Annotated in this window: 20 protein-coding genes; 2 read left to right on the forward strand and 18 right to left on the reverse strand. The window is 66.2% G+C overall.

The window, feature by feature from the left end; genetic code table 11:
* Nucleotides 1-106: 106 nt before the first annotated feature.
* Entirely contained in the window at nucleotides 107-1,804 is a 1,698-nt protein-coding gene (locus KOE53_RS13770) for a putative bifunctional diguanylate cyclase/phosphodiesterase (protein WP_188057239.1), read from the reverse strand.
* The gene (locus KOE53_RS13915; RefSeq protein WP_188057240.1) at nucleotides 1,801-2,289 is read right to left on the reverse strand and encodes a twin-arginine translocase TatA/TatE family subunit; all 489 of its coding nucleotides are present in this window, start codon (nucleotides 2,287-2,289) and stop codon (nucleotides 1,801-1,803) included. The genes KOE53_RS13770 and KOE53_RS13915 overlap by 4 nt, the downstream gene beginning before the upstream one ends.
* 155 nt (nucleotides 2,290-2,444) lie before the next feature.
* Between KOE53_RS13915 and KOE53_RS02530 the strand changes: the two genes are divergently transcribed.
* Entirely contained in the window at nucleotides 2,445-3,074 is a 630-nt protein-coding gene (locus KOE53_RS02530; protein WP_188043999.1) for an O-methyltransferase, read from the forward strand.
* A gap of 108 nt (nucleotides 3,075-3,182) precedes the next feature.
* Here KOE53_RS02530 and KOE53_RS02535 read toward each other — a convergent pair whose 3' ends face one another.
* Entirely contained in the window at nucleotides 3,183-3,350 is a 168-nt protein-coding gene (locus tag KOE53_RS02535; protein WP_188044000.1) for a DUF3117 domain-containing protein, read from the reverse strand.
* A 144-nt stretch (nucleotides 3,351-3,494) separates the two neighbouring features.
* Nucleotides 3,495-4,598 carry a succinyl-diaminopimelate desuccinylase gene (gene dapE, locus KOE53_RS02540; RefSeq protein ID WP_353055560.1) on the reverse strand — a complete coding sequence of 368 codons (1,104 nt, stop codon included), beginning with the start codon at nucleotides 4,596-4,598 and terminating at the stop codon, nucleotides 3,495-3,497.
* 39 nt (nucleotides 4,599-4,637) lie between these two features.
* Here dapE and dapD point away from each other — a divergent pair, with 39 nt between their 5' ends.
* Nucleotides 4,638-5,597: a 2,3,4,5-tetrahydropyridine-2,6-dicarboxylate N-succinyltransferase gene (gene dapD, locus KOE53_RS02545; protein WP_188044001.1), complete on the forward strand. Its 960-nt coding sequence runs from the start codon at nucleotides 4,638-4,640 to the stop codon at nucleotides 5,595-5,597.
* 113 nt (nucleotides 5,598-5,710) lie between these two features.
* On the opposite strand, the gene KOE53_RS02550 is transcribed toward dapD, so the two are convergent.
* From KOE53_RS02550 to KOE53_RS02615, 14 genes are all read right to left on the reverse strand, one after another.
* On the reverse strand, nucleotides 5,711-7,018 hold the full coding sequence (locus KOE53_RS02550; RefSeq protein WP_188044002.1) for a citrate synthase: 1,308 nt from the start codon (nucleotides 7,016-7,018) through the stop codon (nucleotides 5,711-5,713).
* A gap of 289 nt (nucleotides 7,019-7,307) precedes the next feature.
* Nucleotides 7,308-8,408 carry a succinyldiaminopimelate transaminase gene (gene dapC / locus KOE53_RS02555; protein WP_188057241.1) on the reverse strand — a complete coding sequence of 367 codons (1,101 nt, stop codon included), beginning with the start codon at nucleotides 8,406-8,408 and terminating at the stop codon, nucleotides 7,308-7,310.
* Nucleotides 8,409-8,410: 2 nt separating this feature from the next.
* Complete coding sequence (gene fdxA / locus KOE53_RS02560) at nucleotides 8,411-8,731, reverse strand: ferredoxin (RefSeq protein WP_188044004.1); 321 nt, start codon at nucleotides 8,729-8,731, stop codon at nucleotides 8,411-8,413.
* A 111-nt stretch (nucleotides 8,732-8,842) separates the two neighbouring features.
* Entirely contained in the window at nucleotides 8,843-9,490 is a 648-nt protein-coding gene (locus KOE53_RS02565; protein ID WP_188044005.1) for a GspMb/PilO family protein, read from the reverse strand.
* Nucleotides 9,490-10,194, reverse strand: coding sequence for a PilN family protein (locus KOE53_RS02570; protein ID WP_188057242.1), 705 nt, complete (start codon nucleotides 10,192-10,194; stop codon nucleotides 9,490-9,492). The genes KOE53_RS02565 and KOE53_RS02570 overlap by 1 nt, the downstream gene beginning before the upstream one ends.
* Complete coding sequence (gene pilM, locus KOE53_RS02575; protein ID WP_188057243.1) at nucleotides 10,194-11,237, reverse strand: type IV pilus assembly protein PilM; 1,044 nt, start codon at nucleotides 11,235-11,237, stop codon at nucleotides 10,194-10,196. Before pilM ends, KOE53_RS02570 begins: the two co-directional genes overlap by 1 nt.
* A 68-nt stretch (nucleotides 11,238-11,305) precedes the next feature.
* Nucleotides 11,306-12,145 carry a prepilin peptidase gene (locus KOE53_RS02580; RefSeq protein WP_353055561.1) on the reverse strand — a complete coding sequence of 280 codons (840 nt, stop codon included), beginning with the start codon at nucleotides 12,143-12,145 and terminating at the stop codon, nucleotides 11,306-11,308.
* Nucleotides 12,145-13,590, reverse strand: a complete 1,446-nt coding sequence (locus KOE53_RS02585) for a bactofilin family protein (protein ID WP_188057244.1) — start codon at nucleotides 13,588-13,590, stop codon at nucleotides 12,145-12,147. The genes KOE53_RS02580 and KOE53_RS02585 overlap by 1 nt, the downstream gene beginning before the upstream one ends.
* A gap of 19 nt (nucleotides 13,591-13,609) precedes the next feature.
* Nucleotides 13,610-14,164 (reverse strand): PulJ/GspJ family protein, encoded by a 555-nt coding sequence (locus KOE53_RS02590; protein WP_188057245.1) that lies wholly within the window; start codon nucleotides 14,162-14,164, stop codon nucleotides 13,610-13,612.
* Nucleotides 14,161-14,556 carry a type IV pilus modification PilV family protein gene (locus KOE53_RS02595; protein WP_188057246.1) on the reverse strand — a complete coding sequence of 132 codons (396 nt, stop codon included), beginning with the start codon at nucleotides 14,554-14,556 and terminating at the stop codon, nucleotides 14,161-14,163. Before KOE53_RS02595 ends, KOE53_RS02590 begins: the two co-directional genes overlap by 4 nt.
* 99 nt (nucleotides 14,557-14,655) lie before the next feature.
* Nucleotides 14,656-15,045 (reverse strand): prepilin-type N-terminal cleavage/methylation domain-containing protein, encoded by a 390-nt coding sequence (locus KOE53_RS13680; RefSeq protein WP_188057247.1) that lies wholly within the window; start codon nucleotides 15,043-15,045, stop codon nucleotides 14,656-14,658.
* A gap of 172 nt (nucleotides 15,046-15,217) precedes the next feature.
* On the reverse strand, nucleotides 15,218-16,456 hold the full coding sequence (locus tag KOE53_RS02605; protein WP_188057248.1) for a type II secretion system F family protein: 1,239 nt from the start codon (nucleotides 16,454-16,456) through the stop codon (nucleotides 15,218-15,220).
* 3 nt (nucleotides 16,457-16,459) lie between these two features.
* Nucleotides 16,460-17,635, reverse strand: coding sequence for a type IV pilus twitching motility protein PilT (locus tag KOE53_RS02610; protein ID WP_188044013.1), 1,176 nt, complete (start codon nucleotides 17,633-17,635; stop codon nucleotides 16,460-16,462).
* Nucleotides 17,636-17,695: 60 nt separating this feature from the next.
* Nucleotides 17,696-19,357 carry a GspE/PulE family protein gene (locus KOE53_RS02615; protein ID WP_188057249.1) on the reverse strand — a complete coding sequence of 554 codons (1,662 nt, stop codon included), beginning with the start codon at nucleotides 19,355-19,357 and terminating at the stop codon, nucleotides 17,696-17,698.
* Nucleotides 19,358-19,395 lie beyond the last annotated feature (38 nt).

Below are 19,395 nucleotides of genomic sequence, written 5' to 3' on the forward strand. Positions count from 1 at the left end.
GGAAACCGTTCCGGCTGCGCTGCGGGACATACCCTATTCTCTCACGAATAGTACAGATATTCGATAGAGTGTCGCGAATCTTCTCGAATATTATTCCGAATAAACGCTACGCTGCCTGCAACGGCTCCGGCCGACCAAAGAAGTACCCCTGGAACGAGCTACACCCGTGTTCGCGCAAGAAATCGAACTGGGCTTCGGTCTCGATCCCCTCCGCCACAGTCTGCAGACCGAGCGTGCGCGCCAGCCCGAGAATCATCAACACGATCGCCGCGTCGCCTGGCTCCTCACCAATTCCGCCTACGAACGAACGATCTATCTTCAGTTGCTGCACGGGCAACCGACTGAGGTACTCGAGCGATGAGTAGCCCGTGCCGAAGTCATCGAGCGCGAACCGGATCCCTGCTCGGCGGAGGCCGTCGATGCGCTGCACTGACTCCTCCAAATCGTCATGGAACATGCTCTCCGTGAGTTCGATGCGCAGCCGGTGCGGATCGGCGCCCGTCTGACGCACGATTTTGAACACGCGATTTGCGAAGTTTTGATCTTTGAACTGGCGGGCGCTCACGTTCACCGACAACGAGAGGTGCGCGAACGCCGGATCCTTGCCCCACTCGGCGATCTGCTCACAGGCGCGCCGCAGCACCCAGTCACCGATGGAGTGAATTAAACCGGTCTGATCGGCAATCGGGATGAACTGATCCGGCATGACGAGGCCGCGCGTGGGATGGAACCAGCGAACGAGGCACTCGTACCCCGAGACGAGAGCCGTCTCGTCAACGATGGGCTGGAAGAACAGCCGTAGCTCATTCCGACGCACCGCCTGGCGGAGGTCGGCGAGCAACTCGAGGCGGGCAACCATCTCGGAGTGAATCTCGGGGAGGAACACGCGAGTCTGATTCATCCCGTGGTCTTTGGCCCGGTGCATCGCGATCTCGGCGCGTTCAAGCGTCTGGTGCGCCGCCTCGCCGGCTCGACCACAGATCGCGATTCCGGCACTGAACTCTGAGGTCGCCCCGAGCTCGCTCGCATTGTCCGAGCGAATCAGCTCCCGCCGAATCATGCGCATGATCACCTCGGCCTCTGCCTCGGCAAGCCCCGCCTCGCTGCTGAGTTCGTTCAGGACCAGGCAGAACTCGTGCTCTCCAGTGCGGGCGACCGCGGCAATGTCGGGGTGCGCAGTCAACAGCCGCTGGCTCACCTGGCGCAGCAGCTCATCGCCCTGCTCGTACCCCAATGCGTCATTGATCTCGCGAAAGTTGTCGAGCCCGATCACGACGAGCGCCTCGTTGACGTCACGGGCGACCGCAGAGGCGGCGACTCGCGGCAGCACATCGTCGATGAGCCCGCGCCGGTTCGGCAGGCCGGTCACGGGCTCGAAAAACGCGAGCCGGTGCGCGACGGCCTCGGCGCGCTTCAGCTCGGTGATGTCATTCCACAGCCCAATGCAGTACTCGACCGCGCCGGAATCGTCACGAACCGCCACGACCGTCGACGCCGCCCAGAATTCGCTTCCGTCACGGACGCCCAGGCGAATCTCTCCGCGCCAGGGAGCGCCAGACCGGAGCGTCTCCACGACGCCCTGGACCCCGACGCTCGGGTCGGCCACCGTGACGAAGTCGCCAAAGTGGCGCCCGATGAGCTCCTCGCGGGCATACTGCAACGCCTCGCAGAACTGGTCATTCACGCTGCGAATGCGGCCGTCGGGGTACCATTCGGCGACGATTGCGTGCGCATCAATCGCACCGGTTACTTCGGCAATACGCCGTTCCGCACGCGCGAGCGCGTCCGAGCACGCTTCGGTCACGTCGCTTCTTCGTCGAAGTGGAACGTTTTGGATTCAGTCATTTCGTCGCCCGTTTCGCTGCCGATCGCGTTCACGTCCGCGGGGCCGGATCCTGCCAGATCGGCCACACCAGCGGCACCAGCAGCGCCGGCGACACCGGCGGCGGCGGCCGCAGCACCAGCAGCCGCCTCCCCGCCAATCCGGCGCGACCGAGACGTTGCGGCCGCACGAGCACGGCGCGCCTCAGGAGTGTTTTCGTCTTCCAGTAGCGCATCGCGAATAATACGGCGCGGGTCGTACTGGCGCGGGTCGAGCTGTTTCCAATCGACCTCGTCAAACTCGGGGCCCATCTCGTCGCGCATGCGATCCTTCGCGCCCGAGGCCATCTTCCGCAGGCCGCGCACGAGCTCGCCGAGTTTTTGCGCATAGACAGGCAGTCGTTCGGGGCCCAGCACGAATAGCGCAATCACGAGGATCACGAGGAGTTTGTCGATGGTCAGGCCCACGGGGTCAAGCGTACCGGCAAAACAGGCGCGATCACACTGAGCCACACGGCGAACGAGTGCCTCGCGCGCGGCACGCCTGGCCAGTCTTTCGCCCGCGAACCCCTACTCTGGAACAGACGCTCGCGGGCCGCGCGCGCGGTGAATGTGGAGGCACAGTGAGCAAGCTCGAACGCAATTGGCAATACGCGGAGCAGTTCCCCGTGGAAACCGAGTCCCAGGTGCGCGCGCGCCGGCTCTCGCTTGAGCTCGGGATCGAGCCCGTCAGCCGCTCGGTCGCCGCGCACCTCTCCAGCCTCACCGTACTGACGGGTGCGCAGAGCATCTGCGAGATCGGTACCGGCGTTGGGGCGAGCGGGCTTGCGCTCTTGCGGCACTCCCCCGAGGCAACGCTGACGACGCTCGATATCGAGGCGGAGTACCAGCGCCAGGCGAAGGCTGTGTTCGCGGAGGCCGGGATCCCCGCCGCACGCACCCGCCTCATCACGGGCGACGCGGCCCAGGTGCTTCCCCGCATGAACCTCGGTTCCTATGACCTCGTGCTGATCGATGCGAACCCCGAGGCGCTCCTCGAGTATCTCGAGCGCGCCCTCACGATCGTGCGTCTCGGCGGCACCATCGTGATCCCAAACGCGCTGTGGCGCGGGCGGGTTCCCGACCCCGCCGCACGCGACGGTCTCACGGCAGACTTCCGCGCCCTGCTGAGCGCGGTCGTCGACTCTCCCGCCATCCTCCCCGTGCTCTCGCCCGCGGGTGACGGCCTGCTCACGCTCACGCGCATCGGCTAGCGCGACGCGCGCAGAAACGCAGTTGGGCCCCCGCGAGAAATCGCGGGGGCCCAACTGTTGTGCGCTGAGTGCCGGGTCTCGCCCGGCTCCATGCGGCGCTCGTTTCGACTAGTTTACGGCGCCAGCAAGGGCGTCGCGCAGCTCTTTTGCTTCGTCATCGTTGACCGAAACCACGAGACGGCCGCCGCCCTCGAGTGGCACTCGGACGACGATCACGCGCCCTTCGCGTACCGCTTCCATTGGTCCGTCGCCGGTCCTCGGTTTCATTGCAGCCATGACGCCTCCTCGACTTCATCTTCGGGTCGTTCCTTCCCATTATCTCGGAGAAACCGCGCCCGCAAAAATCGGGTCACCCAGAATGACAGTCAAAGTGCCAATAATTCACCTGGGGTTTGGCCGAAGCGACCGTTCGGCATCGGTCTACGCCGCGCCACTCAGCCAGGCCCGCAGCGCCCGCTCGACGAACTCGATCTGCGCGACGGGCACCTGTTCCTCGTCCGCGTGAGCGAGCGATGGGTTACCCGGACCAAAGTTCACCGCAGGGATGCCGAGCTCGGAAAAGCGCGCGACGTCAGTCCAGCCGACCTTCGCCTGGGGCTCGTGCCCCACGGCTTCGACAAAGCGGCGCGCGAGGGGCGCGTCGAGGCCCGGGCGGGCGCCCGGAGCGAGGTCCACGATCTCGACCTCATCAGCGTCCGCGAAGAACTCGCGCACGAACGCGACGGCCTCCTCGGGGCTGCGGCTCGGTGCGAACCGATAGTTGACCTCGATCGTGCAGCGGTCAGGGATCACGTTGCCGGCAACCCCGCCCTCAATGCGCACCGCGTTCAGACCCTCGCGATATTCAAGGCCGTCGACCATCACACGCTCGGCCTCATACGCGGCAAGCTTCGCGAGCAGCGGGGCGGCGCCCTGGATGGCGTTGATGCCCATCCAGCTGCGCGCGGAGTGCGCGCGCCGCCCATGCACGCTCACGCGGGCGCGTAGGGTGCCGTTGCAGCCGCCCTCGATCGTGCCGTTCGACGGCTCGCCCAGGATGGCGAAGTCCGCCGCGAACAGCTCGGGGCGCGCCCGGAGGGTCCGCCCCAGTCCGTTCAGGTCGGAGGCGACTTCCTCGTGGTCGTACCAAATCCAGGTCAGGTCTACGGCGGGCTCGGTGAGCTCGAGCGCGAGCGCCAGCTGCACCGCGACACCGGCCTTCATGTCGACGGTGCCGCGGCCCCAGATGACGGCCTCGCCGGTTTCGGCGTCGGTGCGATCCTGCACGGGCAGGTTGTCGTTGATCGGCACCGTGTCGAGGTGGCCCGCAATCGCGACCCGCTGGGCGCGCCCGAGGTTCGTCCGGGCGACGATCGTGTCGCCGTCGCGATCAACCGTGAGGTGCGCCGCGTGCGCCAGCAGCGCCACGACGGCGTCGGCGATCTGGCGTTCGTCGCCCGACACCGAGGGGATGTCGCAGAGCTGCCGCGTGAGTGCTAGGGGGCCAGCTGACGGATCAAGGATGGGGGTTACGGGTTCGCTCACCCATCAAGCTTAGAGCGCGGGGTCGGTATCCTCGAAGGTATGACGACACAGCAGCGCCTCGCCTGGGGCTACGGCCTCGCCACGCACACCTCCGACGGGACCGTCCTCGACACCTGGTACCCCGAGCCGAAGCTGGGCGCGCGCCCCGGCGCGATCGACCCGTGGATTTTCCCCGCCGACATCGACGCCCTTGCCGGCCCCGATGAGCGCCGCGGCGTCACCGTCGAGGTCGTGACCATCGAGATCGACCTCGACGCCGCACCCGCGGGCACCTCGGACGCTTACCTGCGCCTGCACCTGCTCTCGCACTGCCTCGTTGCGCCGAACAGCATCAACCTCGATGGGATCTTCGGCGCGCTGCCGAACATCGTCTGGACGAACGCCGGCCCCGTCGAGCCCGGAGACTTCGAGCGCCTGCGCCCCCTGCTTCGCCGCGCCGGCATCGTCGCGATGGGCGTGGACAAGTTCCCGCGCCTCACTGACTACCTGATCCCGAAGGGCGTCCGCATCGCCGACGCCTCGCGCGTCCGCCTCGGCGCGCACCTCGCCCCGGGCACGACCGTGATGCACGAGGGTTTCGTGAACTTCAACGCCGGTACGCTCGGCGCTTCCATGGTCGAGGGACGCATTTCGCAGGGCGTCGTCGTCGGCGACGGCGCGGACATCGGCGGTGGCGCCTCGATCATGGGCACCCTGTCGGGCGGCGGCACGCAGAAGATCTCGGTCGGCGAGCGCGCGCTGCTCGGCGCAAACTCGGGTATCGGCATCTCGATCGGTGACGACTCGGTCGTCGAGGCTGGGCTCTACGTCACGGCCGGCACGAAGGTCCTGCTGCCCCACGGCACCGACGCCTCAGCCGGCGAGCCGGTCGCGGTCAAAGCCGTCGAGCTCTCGGGCGTGCCCCAGCTGCTCTTCCGCCGCAACTCCGCCACGGGCGCGGTCGAGGCGCTCCCGCGCACCGGCCACGGCATCGTGCTGAACGCGGCGCTGCACGCGTAAGTCCCTCGGCAGGATCCTGCCCGGTCTCGCACCAACAGGATCCTGCCGCCGTGTACTACGCAATTGGCCGGCCCCGCGTGTGCGGAGGCCGGCCAATTGCGTAGTGCAGAAACTTAGCGGTTCAGGTGACGCTCGCCCGCGCCGACGTACAGCTGCTGCGGTCGACCGATCTTCGTCTGGCCGTCGCCACGCGCCTCGCGCCAGTGCGCGAGCCAGCCGGGCAGGCGCCCGATCGCGAACAGCACGGTGAACATGCGGGTCGGGAAGCCCATGGCCTTGTAGATCACGCCGGTGTAGAAGTCGACGTTCGGGTACAAACGACGCTCTTGGAAGTACGGGTCGCTGAGCGCGATCTGCTCGAGCTCTTGTGCCAGGTCGAGCAGCGGGTCGTTGACGCCGAGCTCGGCCAGCACGCTGTGCGCGCTGTCCTTCACGATGCGGGCACGCGGGTCGTAGTTCTTGTAGACGCGGTGGCCGAAGCCCATGAGCTTCACCCCCGCCTCCTTGTTCTTGACCCGTTCGACGAACGCGTGTACGCCCTGGCCCGAGTCTCGAATCTGCGCGAGCATGTCAAGCACCGCCTCGTTGGCGCCGCCGTGCAGCGGGCCCGAGAGCGCGTTGATGCCGGCCGAGACCGACGAGAACATGTTCGCTCCGGTCGAACCGACGAGGCGGACGGTCGACGTCGACGCGTTCTGCTCGTGGTCGGCGTGCAGGATCAAGAGCTGGTCGAGCGCCTTCACGAGCGTGGGGCTGAGCTCGTACTTCTCGGCCTTGTTGCCGAAGTTCAGGCGCAGGAAGTTCTCGACGAAGCTCAGGTTGTTGTCGGGGTACAGGAAGGCCTGCCCAATCGACTTCTTGTGCGCGTAGGCAGCGATCACCGGCAGCTTCGCGAGCAGGCGTATCGTGTTTTCCTCGATGCCCTCGGGGCTATCGGCGTCGAGCGAGCCTTCGTAGAAGGTCGACAGCGCCTGCAGGCCGCCCGAGAGCACGGCCATGGGGTGCGCGGTGTGCGGCAGGCCCTCGAAGTAGTACTTCATGTCCTCGTGCAGGAGGGTGTGGTGGCGAATCCTGCTGTCAAAGGCCTCGAGCTCGGTCGGCGTCGGGAGCTCGCCGTAGATCAGCAAGTAAGCGACCTCGAGGAAGGTCGAGCCCTTCGCGAGCTCGTCGATCGGGTAGCCGCGGTAGCGCAGGATTCCCTGGTCGCCATCAATATAGGTGATCGCCGACTTCGTCGAGGCGGTGTTCACAAAGCCATAGTCGAGCGCGGTCAGCCCGGTCTGGCGGGTAAGCGTGCTGACGTCGATGGCGGCGTGGCCGTCAGCAGCGGGCAAGATGGGGAACTCTGCCGTGGCGCCGGGCACGATGAGCTTCGCGGTCCCGAGGGCGGCCTGGCCCAGGCCCTTGGTCGAGTCGATCACAGCGTCTCCTAGCGAGGTCGTCACAGAGTGGGGGAAGGCGCGACTCCTGTGTGCAGCAGACGCCCCATCACTCCACCATATCCGGTCCCGATGACACGCTGCACCCACGCAGCCATTATCGGAGCCCAACAGCGGGGCCGCTGCGCTTCTGTACGGTTCCACCATCGTGGGAACCGCACAACAGAACGGCAAAATCGCTCACGACGAACACATATTTTGCTTCACATCGAAATACTTTCGTGATCTCGCGTGTCGCGTCACGCGCACTCGGGGCAGGATCCGCCCGGCGCTACTCCCCCGAAATGCGGCGGGCGGCCTCAGCGATGTGCGCGTCCGTCGCAGTGGTCGAGAACCGCACGTGCTGCGGCGATCCGTCGCCGTAGAACGTCCCCGGGCCCACCACGATACCCAGATCGGCGAAGTGGGCGACGTCCTCCCACGCGTCCACGCCGCGGGTCACCCAGAGGTACAGGCCGGCTTCGCTGGCGTCGATGCGATAGCCGGCAGCTTCGAGCGCGGGGCGCAGGATCGCACGGCGGGCACGGTAGCGCTCTCGTTGCTCGACAACGTGCGCCTCGTCGCCGAGCGCGGCGATCATCGCCGCCTGCACCGGCGCGGGCAGCATCAGCCCGGCGTGCTTGCGGACCGTAAGCAGCCGCTCGATGAGCGCCGGGTCGCCCGCAATGAACGCCGCGCGGTAGCCGGCCAGGTTGGACTGCTTGCTCAGCGAGTACACGCCGAGCACATCGGTGTGGTCGTCGCCGACGACGCGCGGGTCAAGGATGGACGGGATCGGAGTGCTCTCCCACGGCTTGTCCCACCCGAACTCGGCGTAGCACTCGTCGCCGGCGATGACGGCGCCGAGCTCGCGCGCACGCGCAACGGCAGCGCGCAGGGCGTCGACGCCGAGCACGCGGCCGTCGGGGTTGCCGGGCGAGTTGATCCAGACGAGCTTCGTGCTCTCCGGCCACTCGGCCGGGTCGTCCGAGGCCAGAGCGGTCGCGCCGGCCAGTGCCGCGCCCATGGCATAACTTGGGTAGGCGATCACGGGGTGCACGACGGTGTCTCCGGCGCCGAGGCCCAAAAGGAACGGCAGCAGCGCGACGAGCTCTTTCGAGCCGACCGTCGGCAGGGTGGCCTCGGGAGCCACGGTCACGCCTCGACGGCGCAGGTACCACTCGGCGATGGCCTCGCGCAGGCGCGGGCTGCCCGCAGTCGCGGGGTACGCGTGCGCGTCGGTCGCGTCAGCAAGCGCGCGTCGCACCGAGTCGGGTGAAGGGTCGATCGGCGAGCCGATCGAGAGGTCGATCTTGCCTCCCGGGTGCAGCGCCGCGCGCGCCGAGAACGGCGCCATCGCGTCCCAGGGGTAGTCGGGGAGCGGCCCGCGCATGCCTAGACGGCCTGCGGGGGAAGCACCGCGACGACCGGGTGGTCGAACGTGTACACGCCGACCTTGGCAGCACCACCAGGCGAACCGATTTCGTCGAAGAACTCGACGTTGGCCTTGTAATAGTCGGCCCACTCGCCGGGCAGGTCGTCTTCGTAGTAGATGGCCTCGACGGGACACACGGGCTCGCACGCACCGCAGTCGACGCACTCGTCGGGGTGAATGTAGAGCATGCGGTCGCCCTCGTAGATGCAGTCGACCGGGCACTCATCAACGCATGCACGATCCTTTACATCGACACACGGCAGGGCGATGACGTAGGTCATGCAGGCTCACCAACTTTCGAATCGAAGAGTGCCCAGTCTACCGCTCGGGCAATGGGCGCTGCGCCGGCACGCGGGCGAAGCGCGCCGCCCGCGCGCGTCGTGACCGTTGCCCTAGCTCGCGGCGATAAAGATAAGCCCGTCGAGCGTGGCGGTCGAGGCGCCTTCGGACCCCTCGACGATGTCAAGCTGCTTCACCAGAATGAGGCGTTGCCCGGTCTGCAGGGCGCGGGCAAAGTTCGCGAGCGCCTCGGGCGCGCCCGCGGCTACGACGTTCAGCGGGATCGCGGTGAGCCCTGCAGCGGGTGCGGGCGCCGGTTCGGCCGCATTCGCCGCCTCAGCGCCAGCGCCATCGCCGGCGGTGTCGGCGGCCGCAGCGGCAGCGGCCTCGGCGGCCGCAGCCTCCGGGTCGACCTCCGGCGGAACGGGTGAAGACGCGGTGACCGAGGTCAGCTGCACCCCAGACTGAAGCGCCAGCGTCTCGAGCTCACGCAGGAGCTCAGCGCTCGCCACGGTTGCCGGCAGCGAACCGCTTAACTCAGTCGCCACTGCCTCGAGCTCCGCCCGATTCTTCTCCGCCTGCTGCAGCATCTGAATCTGCACGACCTGCGCGTCGTTGCGGATCTGGGCCGACTCGGCCAGGTCGTCCGTCGATGACGCAATGGCCAGCTGCGGCAGCAGCCCTCCGATAATGCCGAACAGGATCAGCGCGGCGCTCACGACGCCTGCGCCGAGCACCCAGAGGCGTGTCTTCGCACTCATCAGTTGGCCTCCTTTGCGGCAAACCGCGTCGACCGTGCCTCTTCATTGACGGTCAGTTCGATGATGGTGGTGACGCTGCTCGGCAGCGCCTCCTCGCCCTCGGCCGGTGGTGCGGACGCATCCACCGTGCTCGACGTCGCCATCGCGCATTCAAAGCCAGTGACCGCACTCATGCGGTCAATCAGGTCCGCCGCCGCCGCGAACTGCGCGCTGCGAATGGTGACCGTCAGCTTTGCTGCTCCGGGCCCGCACAGCGATGGCGCTTCGGCCGCGGCGGGGTCGACGACGCCGTTCGAGGCCGAGAACCCGACGAGCGCCGACCCCTCGGGCAGGCCCAGCGCGATCTCGTCGCGCAGGTCGATGAACATGACCTCTTCACCCGTCGCCTCCTGGCGAAGCGCCGTGAGCGTCTGCGAGCGGCTCAACAGTTGCTGCACCTCCCCAAACTCGGCGAGCTGTGTGATGAGGGCGTTCGACTCGGCGTCGAGCACATCGAGTCGCTGTTGTGCGAACATCGCCGTGACAAATCCTGCCCCCGCGATGAGCGCGGCGACCGCGGCGCTGGCCACGATCATGAGCAGCAGCTTCGGCAGGGTCTTCTCGTGCTTGAGCGCGGCGCGCTGCGAGGGCGGCAACAGGCTGACCCTGGGGGTCGCGCCCTCCAGGACCTGCGACCGCGAACGAGCTCGATTGAGTACGGACATTATGCGTTCCCCAATGCCAGACCGATCGGGACAGCGAGGTCGAGTTCGCGTCGTTGAATGAGTTCCGCCGGCACGTCCGGGCCAACCGTGATCCCCGCGAGCGGGCGACCGACTGAGGCCGGCAGCCCGACGTACTCGACGACGGCCCGTGCAAACCCGGGCAGCGCGGTCTCCGCGCCGAGCAGGATCACGCTGTCGACCGCGTCGTCCGTGGAATTGGAGAGGTAGTAGCCGTTCGTGCTGCGAATGGATCCGAAGATGCCCTTGAGCGCGTCGAGCATGGCCTGCGAGACGGGCTTATGCCGTGGGTCCGCCCCCTGCTCCAGGCCGAGGTGGCGTTTGACCTTTTCTGAGGTCGAACGATCGGCGTTCAAAATCTCGGCCACGGCGTCTGTGATGGTCTCGCCGCCGGCCGGCACGATGCGCACGAACTGCGGGATGCCATCCTTGATGACGCTGATGGTCGTGGTGCGCGGCGCGATCGAGACGACGGTGTGCGTACCCGCGGGCACCGCGGCCTGAGTGATCGCGCGAATGCCCGCGAAGGGCGCAAGGTCGACCTGCACGACCGACAGTCCAGCGTCGCTCAGGGCAGCAACGTTGGTCTCCACCGCATCTTTGAGCGCCGCAACCAGGAGTCCTCGGATCTCAGTCTCGGGCGCCTGCGGGCTCGGCTCAATCGGATAGAAGTCGAGGATCGTCTCGGCGACGGGTACCGGCAGCAAGTCCTGCACCTGGTACGGCAGCGCCTGACGCAACTGGGCGAGCGGCATGCGGGGCGCCGTGTGTTCGCGGACGAGCACGCGCTGGTTTCCCGCTCCAAGCACGACGCGCTTGCTCTTGAACTTGCCGTCCTTCCAGAGGCGGGTGAGCGCGGAGGAGACCGCCGCGATGTCGATCACCTCGGTGTCGCGCGCGTGGCCTTCGTCGAGCGCGATCTCGGAGGCGCGCACCAGTTTTGGCTTGCGTCCGTTCGGATCTTCGATCTCGACGGCGAGCAGGCCGCGGCTGGAAATATCCAGCCCGATCACACTCCCTGCCATGTTTCCCCCTTGTTGTTACTTCACGAAATTCACTCTGCCGTGTACCGGCGAGAACCACGAAGCTCGGCTCAGCCTAGCCCGACGAGACGCAGGTACCAGCTCGCCACGGCCCCTCCCCCGACAATCCCAATCCAGGCGCCGAGCAGCATAAATGGACCGAACGGCAGCGCCGTCTTTCTGCCCCCGCGTCGCAGCAGCATCAGCGCCACTCCCCACAGCGCACCGAGCAGGAATCCCGCGAACGCGCCGACCACGACCGCGCTCCATCCGACCCAGCCGAGCACGACGCCGACGAGCGGGGCGAGCTTGACGTCGCCGCCGCCCATGCCTGCCGGGTAGACGATCGCGATCAGCAGGTAGCCGGCAAAGAGCGCCGCACCACCCCCCAGGGTCTGGCCGAGGCGCAGCCAGTCTCCCGCTAGCGCCGCCGAGACGACGAGCAGCACGGTGACCACCCCGAGGCTCGGCAACACGATGGCGTCGGGCAGGCGGCGATGTTCGAGGTCGATTGCCGCGAGCGCGATGCCCGCGGCCGCGAACCAGAGCAGGGCGGCGAGCGCGAGCCACCACGACGCGATCTCCGCGCCGGATCCTGTCGGAAACCCTGTCGCCCACACCAGCCAGGCGGCGACCAGCGCGAACGCGACGCCGGTGCCCAGCTCGACCAGCGGGTAGCGTGCGCTGATCTTGCCACGGCAGCCAGCGCATCGACCGCGCAGCGCGAGCCACGAGAGTACGGGCACGTTCTGCCAGGGCCGGATCGCCGCATCGCAGTGCGGGCAGTGGCTCGCGGGCATGAGCGACTCGCCGCGCGGCACGCGCCAGATGACGACGTTGAGGAATGACCCGATGAGGAGGCCGAAGGCACCCGCGCCGACGACGACCAAGATGAATAGAGTAGTCGGCACTAGGGGGCCGCACTGATGTTGCGCACCGAGAGCGGTGTCGGCTCGATCTTGGTACTGCCAGGCACCGAGCTTCCACCCCCTCCGACACGATCGGGGTCGGCAACAGGGATAAACGTGAGTAGTGGCTTGCTGCTGATGTTGTTCGAGTAGATCGAACCAAACCAGTACGGACCCCAATTGTTCATCTTCACTCGGCACTCAGCATAGAGCAGACCGGCAACACGCTTATCGGTGAATTTCACACCAGAAACCTCGATGTCCACTCGGGTCGTCGGACAGCTTGCCGCTGTGTTCGAAGACACAACGTAGAGGTTCCGACTTGTCGCATTTGTCGAGGCAAAGGTGAAAGCTTCCAGCACCATCTTCGGCGCAATTATCGCGAGGTCTGCTCCCAGGGCCACTGTCAGGTCGGTCCTCAGGGTGAGCGTCGGGCAGGCCCGAGCATCGACGATTGTCGGCCGTGTAATGGCAGAAATCTTGGCAGGCATTGGGTGTGCCGTGGAGTACTTCACCTCGCACGCTCCTTCCCATGGCAACACTGAGAATCCGGATGCCACGAACCTGTCGTAATTGAGGCTGCGCCATGCGGGGCCGGGCGCGATGGTCACGGGAGTCTGGTTGATTGCACCCCCCACCCAGGATGCCGGGGCGCTCTTCTTTGGAACCGTCAGCTTTCCTCCGTGGGTCAGCGAACCGACGATGGCCGGAAGCGTGCCACCGGAGAGGTCAACCGTGCCTCCCACGATGGCGTTCCCAAAGACCTTGCCACTTCCCTCACGCACGAGATTTCCGGACACCTCCAGGTTCCCAGCGATTGAGCATGCGCCACTCAGGGTCGCGTTTCCGCTCTTGACGTAGACGCTGCCCTTGATGACCCCGCCGTTCCCGCAGTCGAAGTCACCCGACCGAATCATGACGTCGGCAGGACTTCCAGCGACTGGGGCGTCAAAGTCGCCGTTGCCGTCGACCGTCCAGCTGTTCCCGCTGAAAATCATTGTGTCGTAGTCAAATGTCGTCGCGGGAGTCACCGTCAGCGCGTGAATCCGTTCGATGGTCTGTTTCGTGCCTGATGCAGTGCCAGTTGACACGATGCGCATTTGCGAGGTCGTCGTCGGGCAGGCCGTCGACCATCCGCTCGGGCCGCCGAAGCTGACCTTGACGGAATATGTCGGTGAGGTGCCCGCGATCGTCGCGGTCGCAAGCGAACAAATGGGGCTCGCGGGGTCAACCGAGCGCGCGAGCGCATCCGCGATGCCCGCCTCGGCTGCGGCCTGAGCCTGCACCGTGTTTTTGCTGGCGACGGTCACGTGCGACGAGCCGACAATATTGATGAGGAACACCGCGATGAGCGCGACTCCGAGGAAGAAGACGAGCAGCACCATCGGCAGCGCCGCACCGCGGTCGTCTCTGCGCAGCAGCGCGCGCAGACGTGGACTCAGATTCATGATGCTCTCCCCTCACTCATCACGGGCATTCCAGCGGAGCGGTCGTGCCCTGGGCGACGTTGCCTATGGACCCGAACACGTCAATGAGCCCTTCGTCGCTCGTCGCCGCGCGGAAGGTAAAAGTAAGTGTGCCGCTCTGGCCCCGCGAGATTTCGGAGGGCCCTGCGGTGGAAAAGAACGGCTCGGTCCCGTTCGGCTGCGTGCGATCGAGCAGCGCGACACCGTTGCGCGTGATGCGGTAGTTCGTGCCGGAGCCGGTAGCTACCCAGTTGACGCACTGCCAGGAAATGGCCCCCGCCGCGCTCGAGGCGACCGACGCGACGACCCGGTGGCCACCGTCGCGCACCGCGAATGCCCGAGCGTTGCGAACATCCCTGTTCAGCTGTGTCACGAGCGTCTGCGAGTCGTTCGCGGTGTTCGTGAGACCAGACACCGTCTTCTCGGAACGAAAGAGCGTAATGATGACCGCGGTGATTACAGTCATCAGAATGCCGAACACCAAGATGTAGACGGCAAGCTCGACCAGGCTAAAGCCGCGGTCGCCCGCAACGCGACGCCGGAGTGCGGTGATCACGGCGTGCTCTCGACCATGCGCACGATCACCTTGGTGGTCGCGCTCGAAATCGTCTTCCCGGGCTCGGTTGTCTTCACCACGCTGACGGTGACGGTTGCGAGCCGCTGCGGTGCGGGGCATGAAGACACTGTCCGTGTCGCAGTAAAACGCTCAACCACCTTCGTGGTGGTTAGCGCACAGTCGGTGTCGAGCAGCTCCCCGCGCGATCTGTCGAGCTCGGCCGAGACGACTCTGTTGGCCTGCGCGACAGTCGCGTTCTGAGCCGCGAGAGTAATTGAATTGACGACGAGGGGGAAGAGCCCAATGAGGACGATACCGAGAACGATAATCGCGACGGCGACCTCTACGAGACTGACGCCGACGTCCGACGCAGCTTGCCTTTTACTGTCCACCGCAAACCTCCTTCCCCAGTCGATAACGGAATGCGCCAAACGGACGGCTCTGAACACTTGTCAGGCCGCCCGTTTGGTGCGACGTCTGGGACCCTAGAACTACGGAGTAGTCGTCGCAGTGACGCCGGAGCAGCCGGCGGCCGGACCCTTCTTGGCGGTGTACTTCGCACTGGTCGCAGTAACGCAGTAGGTGTCAAGCGCAGTCGCGTTTGCCACTGTGACTGAGGTGACGTCTCCGGTCTTGAGCGAGTCAAGCGAGACAGAGCCTGCGGCACCAGAGGCAATATGGCCCGCTACCATCGCGCTACCATTCGCGGCAGCCGCCTCGACCTGGGACTTGCGAGCCCCATCCTGGATACCCATGAACACCGGCACAGCAATGGCGACCAAAATACCGATAATGACGATGACGACGGCGAGCTCGACGAGCGAGAAGCCCTTGTCGTCGCGCTTGCGCTCCTGCAGTGCGTTTTTGATGCGCTCAAGCATGATTGTTCCCCCTGTGTAAGTATGTGCACCAACAGTTCACGATCGTGGAACGGTGCGTGCCCCCCGACATTCGCGAGCTTAGGGGCAGGCATGCCCTAGCTTGGCAATAACGCACCGCGCGTCACGAATTTTCACCCGGCCCGCTCACCCGAAAAATCACGGGTGGGTAACGCTACGACTGGCCGATCACCGTTACCATCGTGAAGATCGGCAGGTAGAGCGCGACGACCATGCCTCCGATGACGAGGCCGACAAGCACGAGCAGGATCGGCTCGATCATCGATGTGAGCTGATCAGCCGCGGTCTCGACCTCGCGGTCGTAGAACTCGGCGATGCTCGTGAGCATCGTGTCGAGCGCGCCCGAGTCCTCGCCCACGGCGACCATCTGAGTCACCATCGGCGGGAACACCTCGTGTTGCGCGAGCGGCTGCGCGAAGGGTCGGCCGTGCCGAACCGAGTCCTCGGCCTCCATCAGCGCCTGCTCGACCACCCAGTTGTTCGAGACCTTTGCGACCAGGCCGATCGCCTGCAGCATGGGCACGCCCGAGTGCAGCATCACGGCGAGATTGCGGCTGAACCGCGCGATCGCGACCTTTCGAAACAACGAGCCAAAGATCGGCATCTTGACCTTGGCGGTGTCCACCACTCGGCGCACGTCGTCGTCGGCGCCGTGCCGCGAGTACCAGATGGCGGCAATGGCGACCAGCACAAGCAGGATCGGCACCCAAATCACGGCGGACTTCGACGCCGAGACGAGAATCTGCGTGGGAATTGGAAGCTCGCTCCCGAACCCCGCAAACAAGCTCTCAAACGTCGGGACGACGAACAGCAGCATCGCGATGACCGCGAGCACTGCGACGATCATGACGACGATGGGGTACGCCATCGCCCCCTTGACCTTCTGTTGCAGCTTGAGCTCGGTCTCGAAGTTCTTGGCGATCGACTCGAGCGCGCTGTCGAGAAAACCGCCGGTCTCGCCCACCCGCACGAGGTTGGTCATGATGAGCGGGAACACCTTGCCCCGCCGACCCATCGCCGCAGACAGGGCCGAGCCCTGCTCAACCTCGCGCTTCACATCAGTGAACGCCTGGGCGAGCACCTCGTTGTCGGTCTGCTGCGAAATGATCTCGAGCGCGCGAAGCAGCGTCACGCCGGAACCGATCATGACCGAGAGCTGCTTCGACGAGATCGCGAGGTCCTTCAGGCCGGGCTTACGCTTGAGCGCCTCGATGTTCAGGTCCTTGTTCAGACCCATGCTGTCGTTGTCTTTCACCCACAGCGGGGTGAGGCCCTGGTCGCGCACCGCAGCGACGGCCGCGGCGTCGCTCGTGGCGTGCAGCCGCCCCTTGACCACCTTGCCGTCGGTACCGCGCGCACGGTACACATAGAGCGTGCTGGCGGGACTTGCCATGGCCTAGGCCCGTCCCCGCCGGCCTGGCGCGTCGGCAATGAAATCGCCGAAGCCGTCGTCGAAGGCAAGGCCCATATCGGTCTCGGCACGCTCACCCGGGTCGGACTCGGCGACGAGCCGAGACGCGAGCGACTCAAAGCTCGCCAGGTCGCTCGCCTTGTCGCGCGCCTCGCTGTAGTCGACCACGCCATCGCGCACCAGCGCCGCGAGCGACTGGTCCATCGTGTGCATGCCCTGCTCGCCGCCCGACTGCAGCATCGAGTAGATCTGGTGAGACTTGCCCTCGCGCACGAGGTGGCTGATCGCGGGCGTCATCTTCAAGAGCTCAGTCGCGACCACCCGGCCGCCCCCGCGCTTGCGCAAGAGCGTCTGCGACAGCACGCCCTGCAGGCTGCCGGCGAGCTGGGTGCGGATCTGCCCCTGTTGGTAGGGCGGGAAGACATCGACGATGCGGTCGATCGACTGCGCGGCGTCGACCGTGTGCAGCGTCGCGAAAACGAGGTGTCCGGTTTCAGCGGCGGTGAGCGCGACCGAGATCGACTCGAGGTCGCGAAGCTCGCCGACGAGAATGACATCCGGATCCTGCCGCAAGACATGCTTGAGGGCCGCGGCGAACGTGTGCGTGTCGCTGCCAACCTCGCGCTGGTTCACGATCGACTTCTGGTGCCGGTGCAGGAACTCGATCGGGTCTTCCACCGTCATGATGTGGCTCGCGCGCTCGCGGTTCACCACGTCGATCAGCGAGGCGAGGGTGGTCGACTTTCCCGAGCCCGTGGGGCCGGTAACCAGCACCATGCCGCGGGGCAGATAGGCGAAGTCCTTGAGCTGCGGCGGCATGCCGAGTGCGTCCAAGGCGCGGATCTCGTTCTGGATGAGGCGGAATGCCCCGCCCATCGAGCCGCGCTGCCAGTAGAGGTTCACCCGGAAGCGGGCAATGCCCGGCGCCGAGTACGCGAGGTCCAGCTCAAGCTCGCGATCGAGCACCTCGCGCTGCTCGGGCGTGAGCATGCCACTCAGCACCCGGCGCAGCTCGTCGGGCGTGAACCGTTCGTGCTCCCCCGGCAGCGGCATGATGTGGCCGTCGTGGCGCATCATCGGCACCGAGCCCACGGCCAGGTGCAGGTCAGAGCCTTCCTGCTGTGCGACGGTGCGCAGTGCCTGGTCAAGATCAAACGTCATCGGGTTTCCTCCCCTGGGCGACGCGCGAATCGCGCAGGCCGGCCGAACAAACACATACCTCTACGCCGCAACACGCAGCACCTCTTCGATTGAGGTGATGCCTTTGAGCACCTTCTGCCAGCCGTCCTCGCGCAGCGGGATCATGCCCTCCGCGAGCGCCGATTTTCGAATCTCGAGCCCTGAGGAGCGCGCCACGGCGTGCCGCTCGATCGTCTCGCTGATGACCATGACCTCGTGCAGCGCAACACGTCCGCGGTATCCGGTCCCGGCGCAGCGCGCGCAGCCGACGGGCTCGCCGATGCGGGCGCCCTCGGGGGCGCTGAACCCGAGCTCGCCCAGGAGCACGGGGTCGGCGGGCTTCATCACGCGACATTCCACGCACAGCCGGCGGGCGAGGCGCTGGGCGACGACCGAGTCGATAGCCGACGCCACAAGGAAGGGCTCGATCCCCATCTCGATCAAGCGGGTGATCGCGCTCGGCGCATCGTTCGTGTGCAGCGTCGACAGCACGAGGTGGCCGGTGAGCGCGGCTTCGACCGAGGTCTGCGCGGTCTCGCCGTCGCGGATCTCGCCGACCAGCACCACGTCGGGGTCGCCGCGCAGGATGGAGCGGAGCGCGGACGCGAACGTCAGGCCGGCCCGCGGGTTCACCTGCATCTGGGCGATGCCCTCCATGCGGTACTCGACCGGGTCTTCGATCGTGATGACGTTGATCTCGGGCCGCGCGATCTCGCTCAGGGTTGTGTACAGCGTCGTCGACTTGCCCGAGCCGGTCGGCCCGGTCACCAGGATCATGCCGTGCGGGCGCGTAAACGAGCGCGAGTACTCGTCGAGGTTGTGCGCGGACATCCCGAGATCCTTGATCGACAGAGTCGCTGCGGAATTGTCCAGGATCCGCATGACGATCTTCTCGCCCCAGACCGTGGGCAGGGTCGCGACGCGGAGGTCGATCGAGCGGCCGTTGTGCGTGACCGAAATGCGGCCGTCCTGCGGGCGCCGCTTCTCGGCGATGTCGATGCCGCTCATGATCTTGAGGCGCGAGATCACGCCGTCCTTGATCGCGGGTGACGCTTCCTGCGTGTCGTGCAGCACGCCGTCGATGCGGTAGCGCACGCGCAGGCTGCGGTCACCCGGGTCGATGTGGATATCCGAGGCGCGATCCTGAATCGCCTGCGAGATGATGAGGTTGACGAAGCGCACGATGGGCGCATCATCCCCATCGTCCTCGAGGCTCTCGGTCGAGTTCACGGTGAGTGCGCTTGACGCCTCGTTGTCGAGCGCCGTGGTGAGGTCCGCAATCTGGTCGTCCAGACGCACATAGCGGTCAAGCGCGGTCGCCATCGCGTCGCGGGCCGCCACCACCACCTGGACGGCGAGGCCGATCGAGCTCGAGATGTCGTCGAGCGCGATGACATCGTCGGGGTCGACCACCGCCACGGTGATGCGGCGAGTGTTCGCCTGGATTCCGAGGACCTGGTGGCGCCGGCACAGCTCGGGGGCCAGCAGCAGGACCGCGTCGCGATCGACCGTGGCGTTCGCGAGGTCAACGAACGGCAGACCAGCGGAAACGGCGATGGCCAGCGCGACCTGTTCGTTCGTGAGGTGGCCACGCGCAACGAGTTCGTTCTCGACCCGACGCTCGCCCACTTCGGCAATCAGCGCGTCGACCGTGCTGCGTGGCACAGCGGACGTCAAGACCAAATGTTCGAGAGATCTGCGCATGAAAAGATCTACCCCCTCCGCACCCCACGCTCATCGTA

It is taken from the genome of Leucobacter sp. CX87, assembly GCF_018682295.1.
GTDB lineage: Bacteria > Actinomycetota > Actinomycetes > Actinomycetales > Microbacteriaceae > Cx-87.

What these genes read in the sequence shown, in the direction of transcription:
- KOE53_RS02585 (WP_188057244.1), bottom strand. Translation starts at nt 13,590, where the DNA reads ATGAATCTGAGTCCACGTCTGCGCGCGCTGCTGCGCAGAGACGACCGC.
- KOE53_RS02570 (WP_188057242.1), bottom strand. Translation starts at nt 10,194, where the DNA reads ATGTCCGTACTCAATCGAGCTCGTTCGCGGTCGCAGGTCCTGGAGGGC.
- KOE53_RS02610 (WP_188044013.1), bottom strand. Translation starts at nt 17,635, where the DNA reads ATGACGTTTGATCTTGACCAGGCACTGCGCACCGTCGCACAGCAGGAA.
- pilM (WP_188057243.1), bottom strand. Translation starts at nt 11,237, where the DNA reads ATGGCAGGGAGTGTGATCGGGCTGGATATTTCCAGCCGCGGCCTGCTC.
- fdxA (WP_188044004.1), bottom strand. Translation starts at nt 8,731, where the DNA reads ATGACCTACGTCATCGCCCTGCCGTGTGTCGATGTAAAGGATCGTGCA.
- KOE53_RS13680 (WP_188057247.1), bottom strand. Translation starts at nt 15,045, where the DNA reads ATGCTTGAGCGCATCAAAAACGCACTGCAGGAGCGCAAGCGCGACGAC.
- KOE53_RS02615 (WP_188057249.1), bottom strand. Translation starts at nt 19,357, where the DNA reads ATGCGCAGATCTCTCGAACATTTGGTCTTGACGTCCGCTGTGCCACGC.
- dapD (WP_188044001.1), top strand. Translation starts at nt 4,638, where the DNA reads ATGACGACACAGCAGCGCCTCGCCTGGGGCTACGGCCTCGCCACGCAC.
- KOE53_RS02605 (WP_188057248.1), bottom strand. Translation starts at nt 16,456, where the DNA reads ATGGCAAGTCCCGCCAGCACGCTCTATGTGTACCGTGCGCGCGGTACC.
- KOE53_RS02565 (WP_188044005.1), bottom strand. Translation starts at nt 9,490, where the DNA reads ATGAGTGCGAAGACACGCCTCTGGGTGCTCGGCGCAGGCGTCGTGAGC.
- KOE53_RS02535 (WP_188044000.1), bottom strand. Translation starts at nt 3,350, where the DNA reads ATGGCTGCAATGAAACCGAGGACCGGCGACGGACCAATGGAAGCGGTA.
- dapC (WP_188057241.1), bottom strand. Translation starts at nt 8,408, where the DNA reads ATGCGCGGGCCGCTCCCCGACTACCCCTGGGACGCGATGGCGCCGTTC.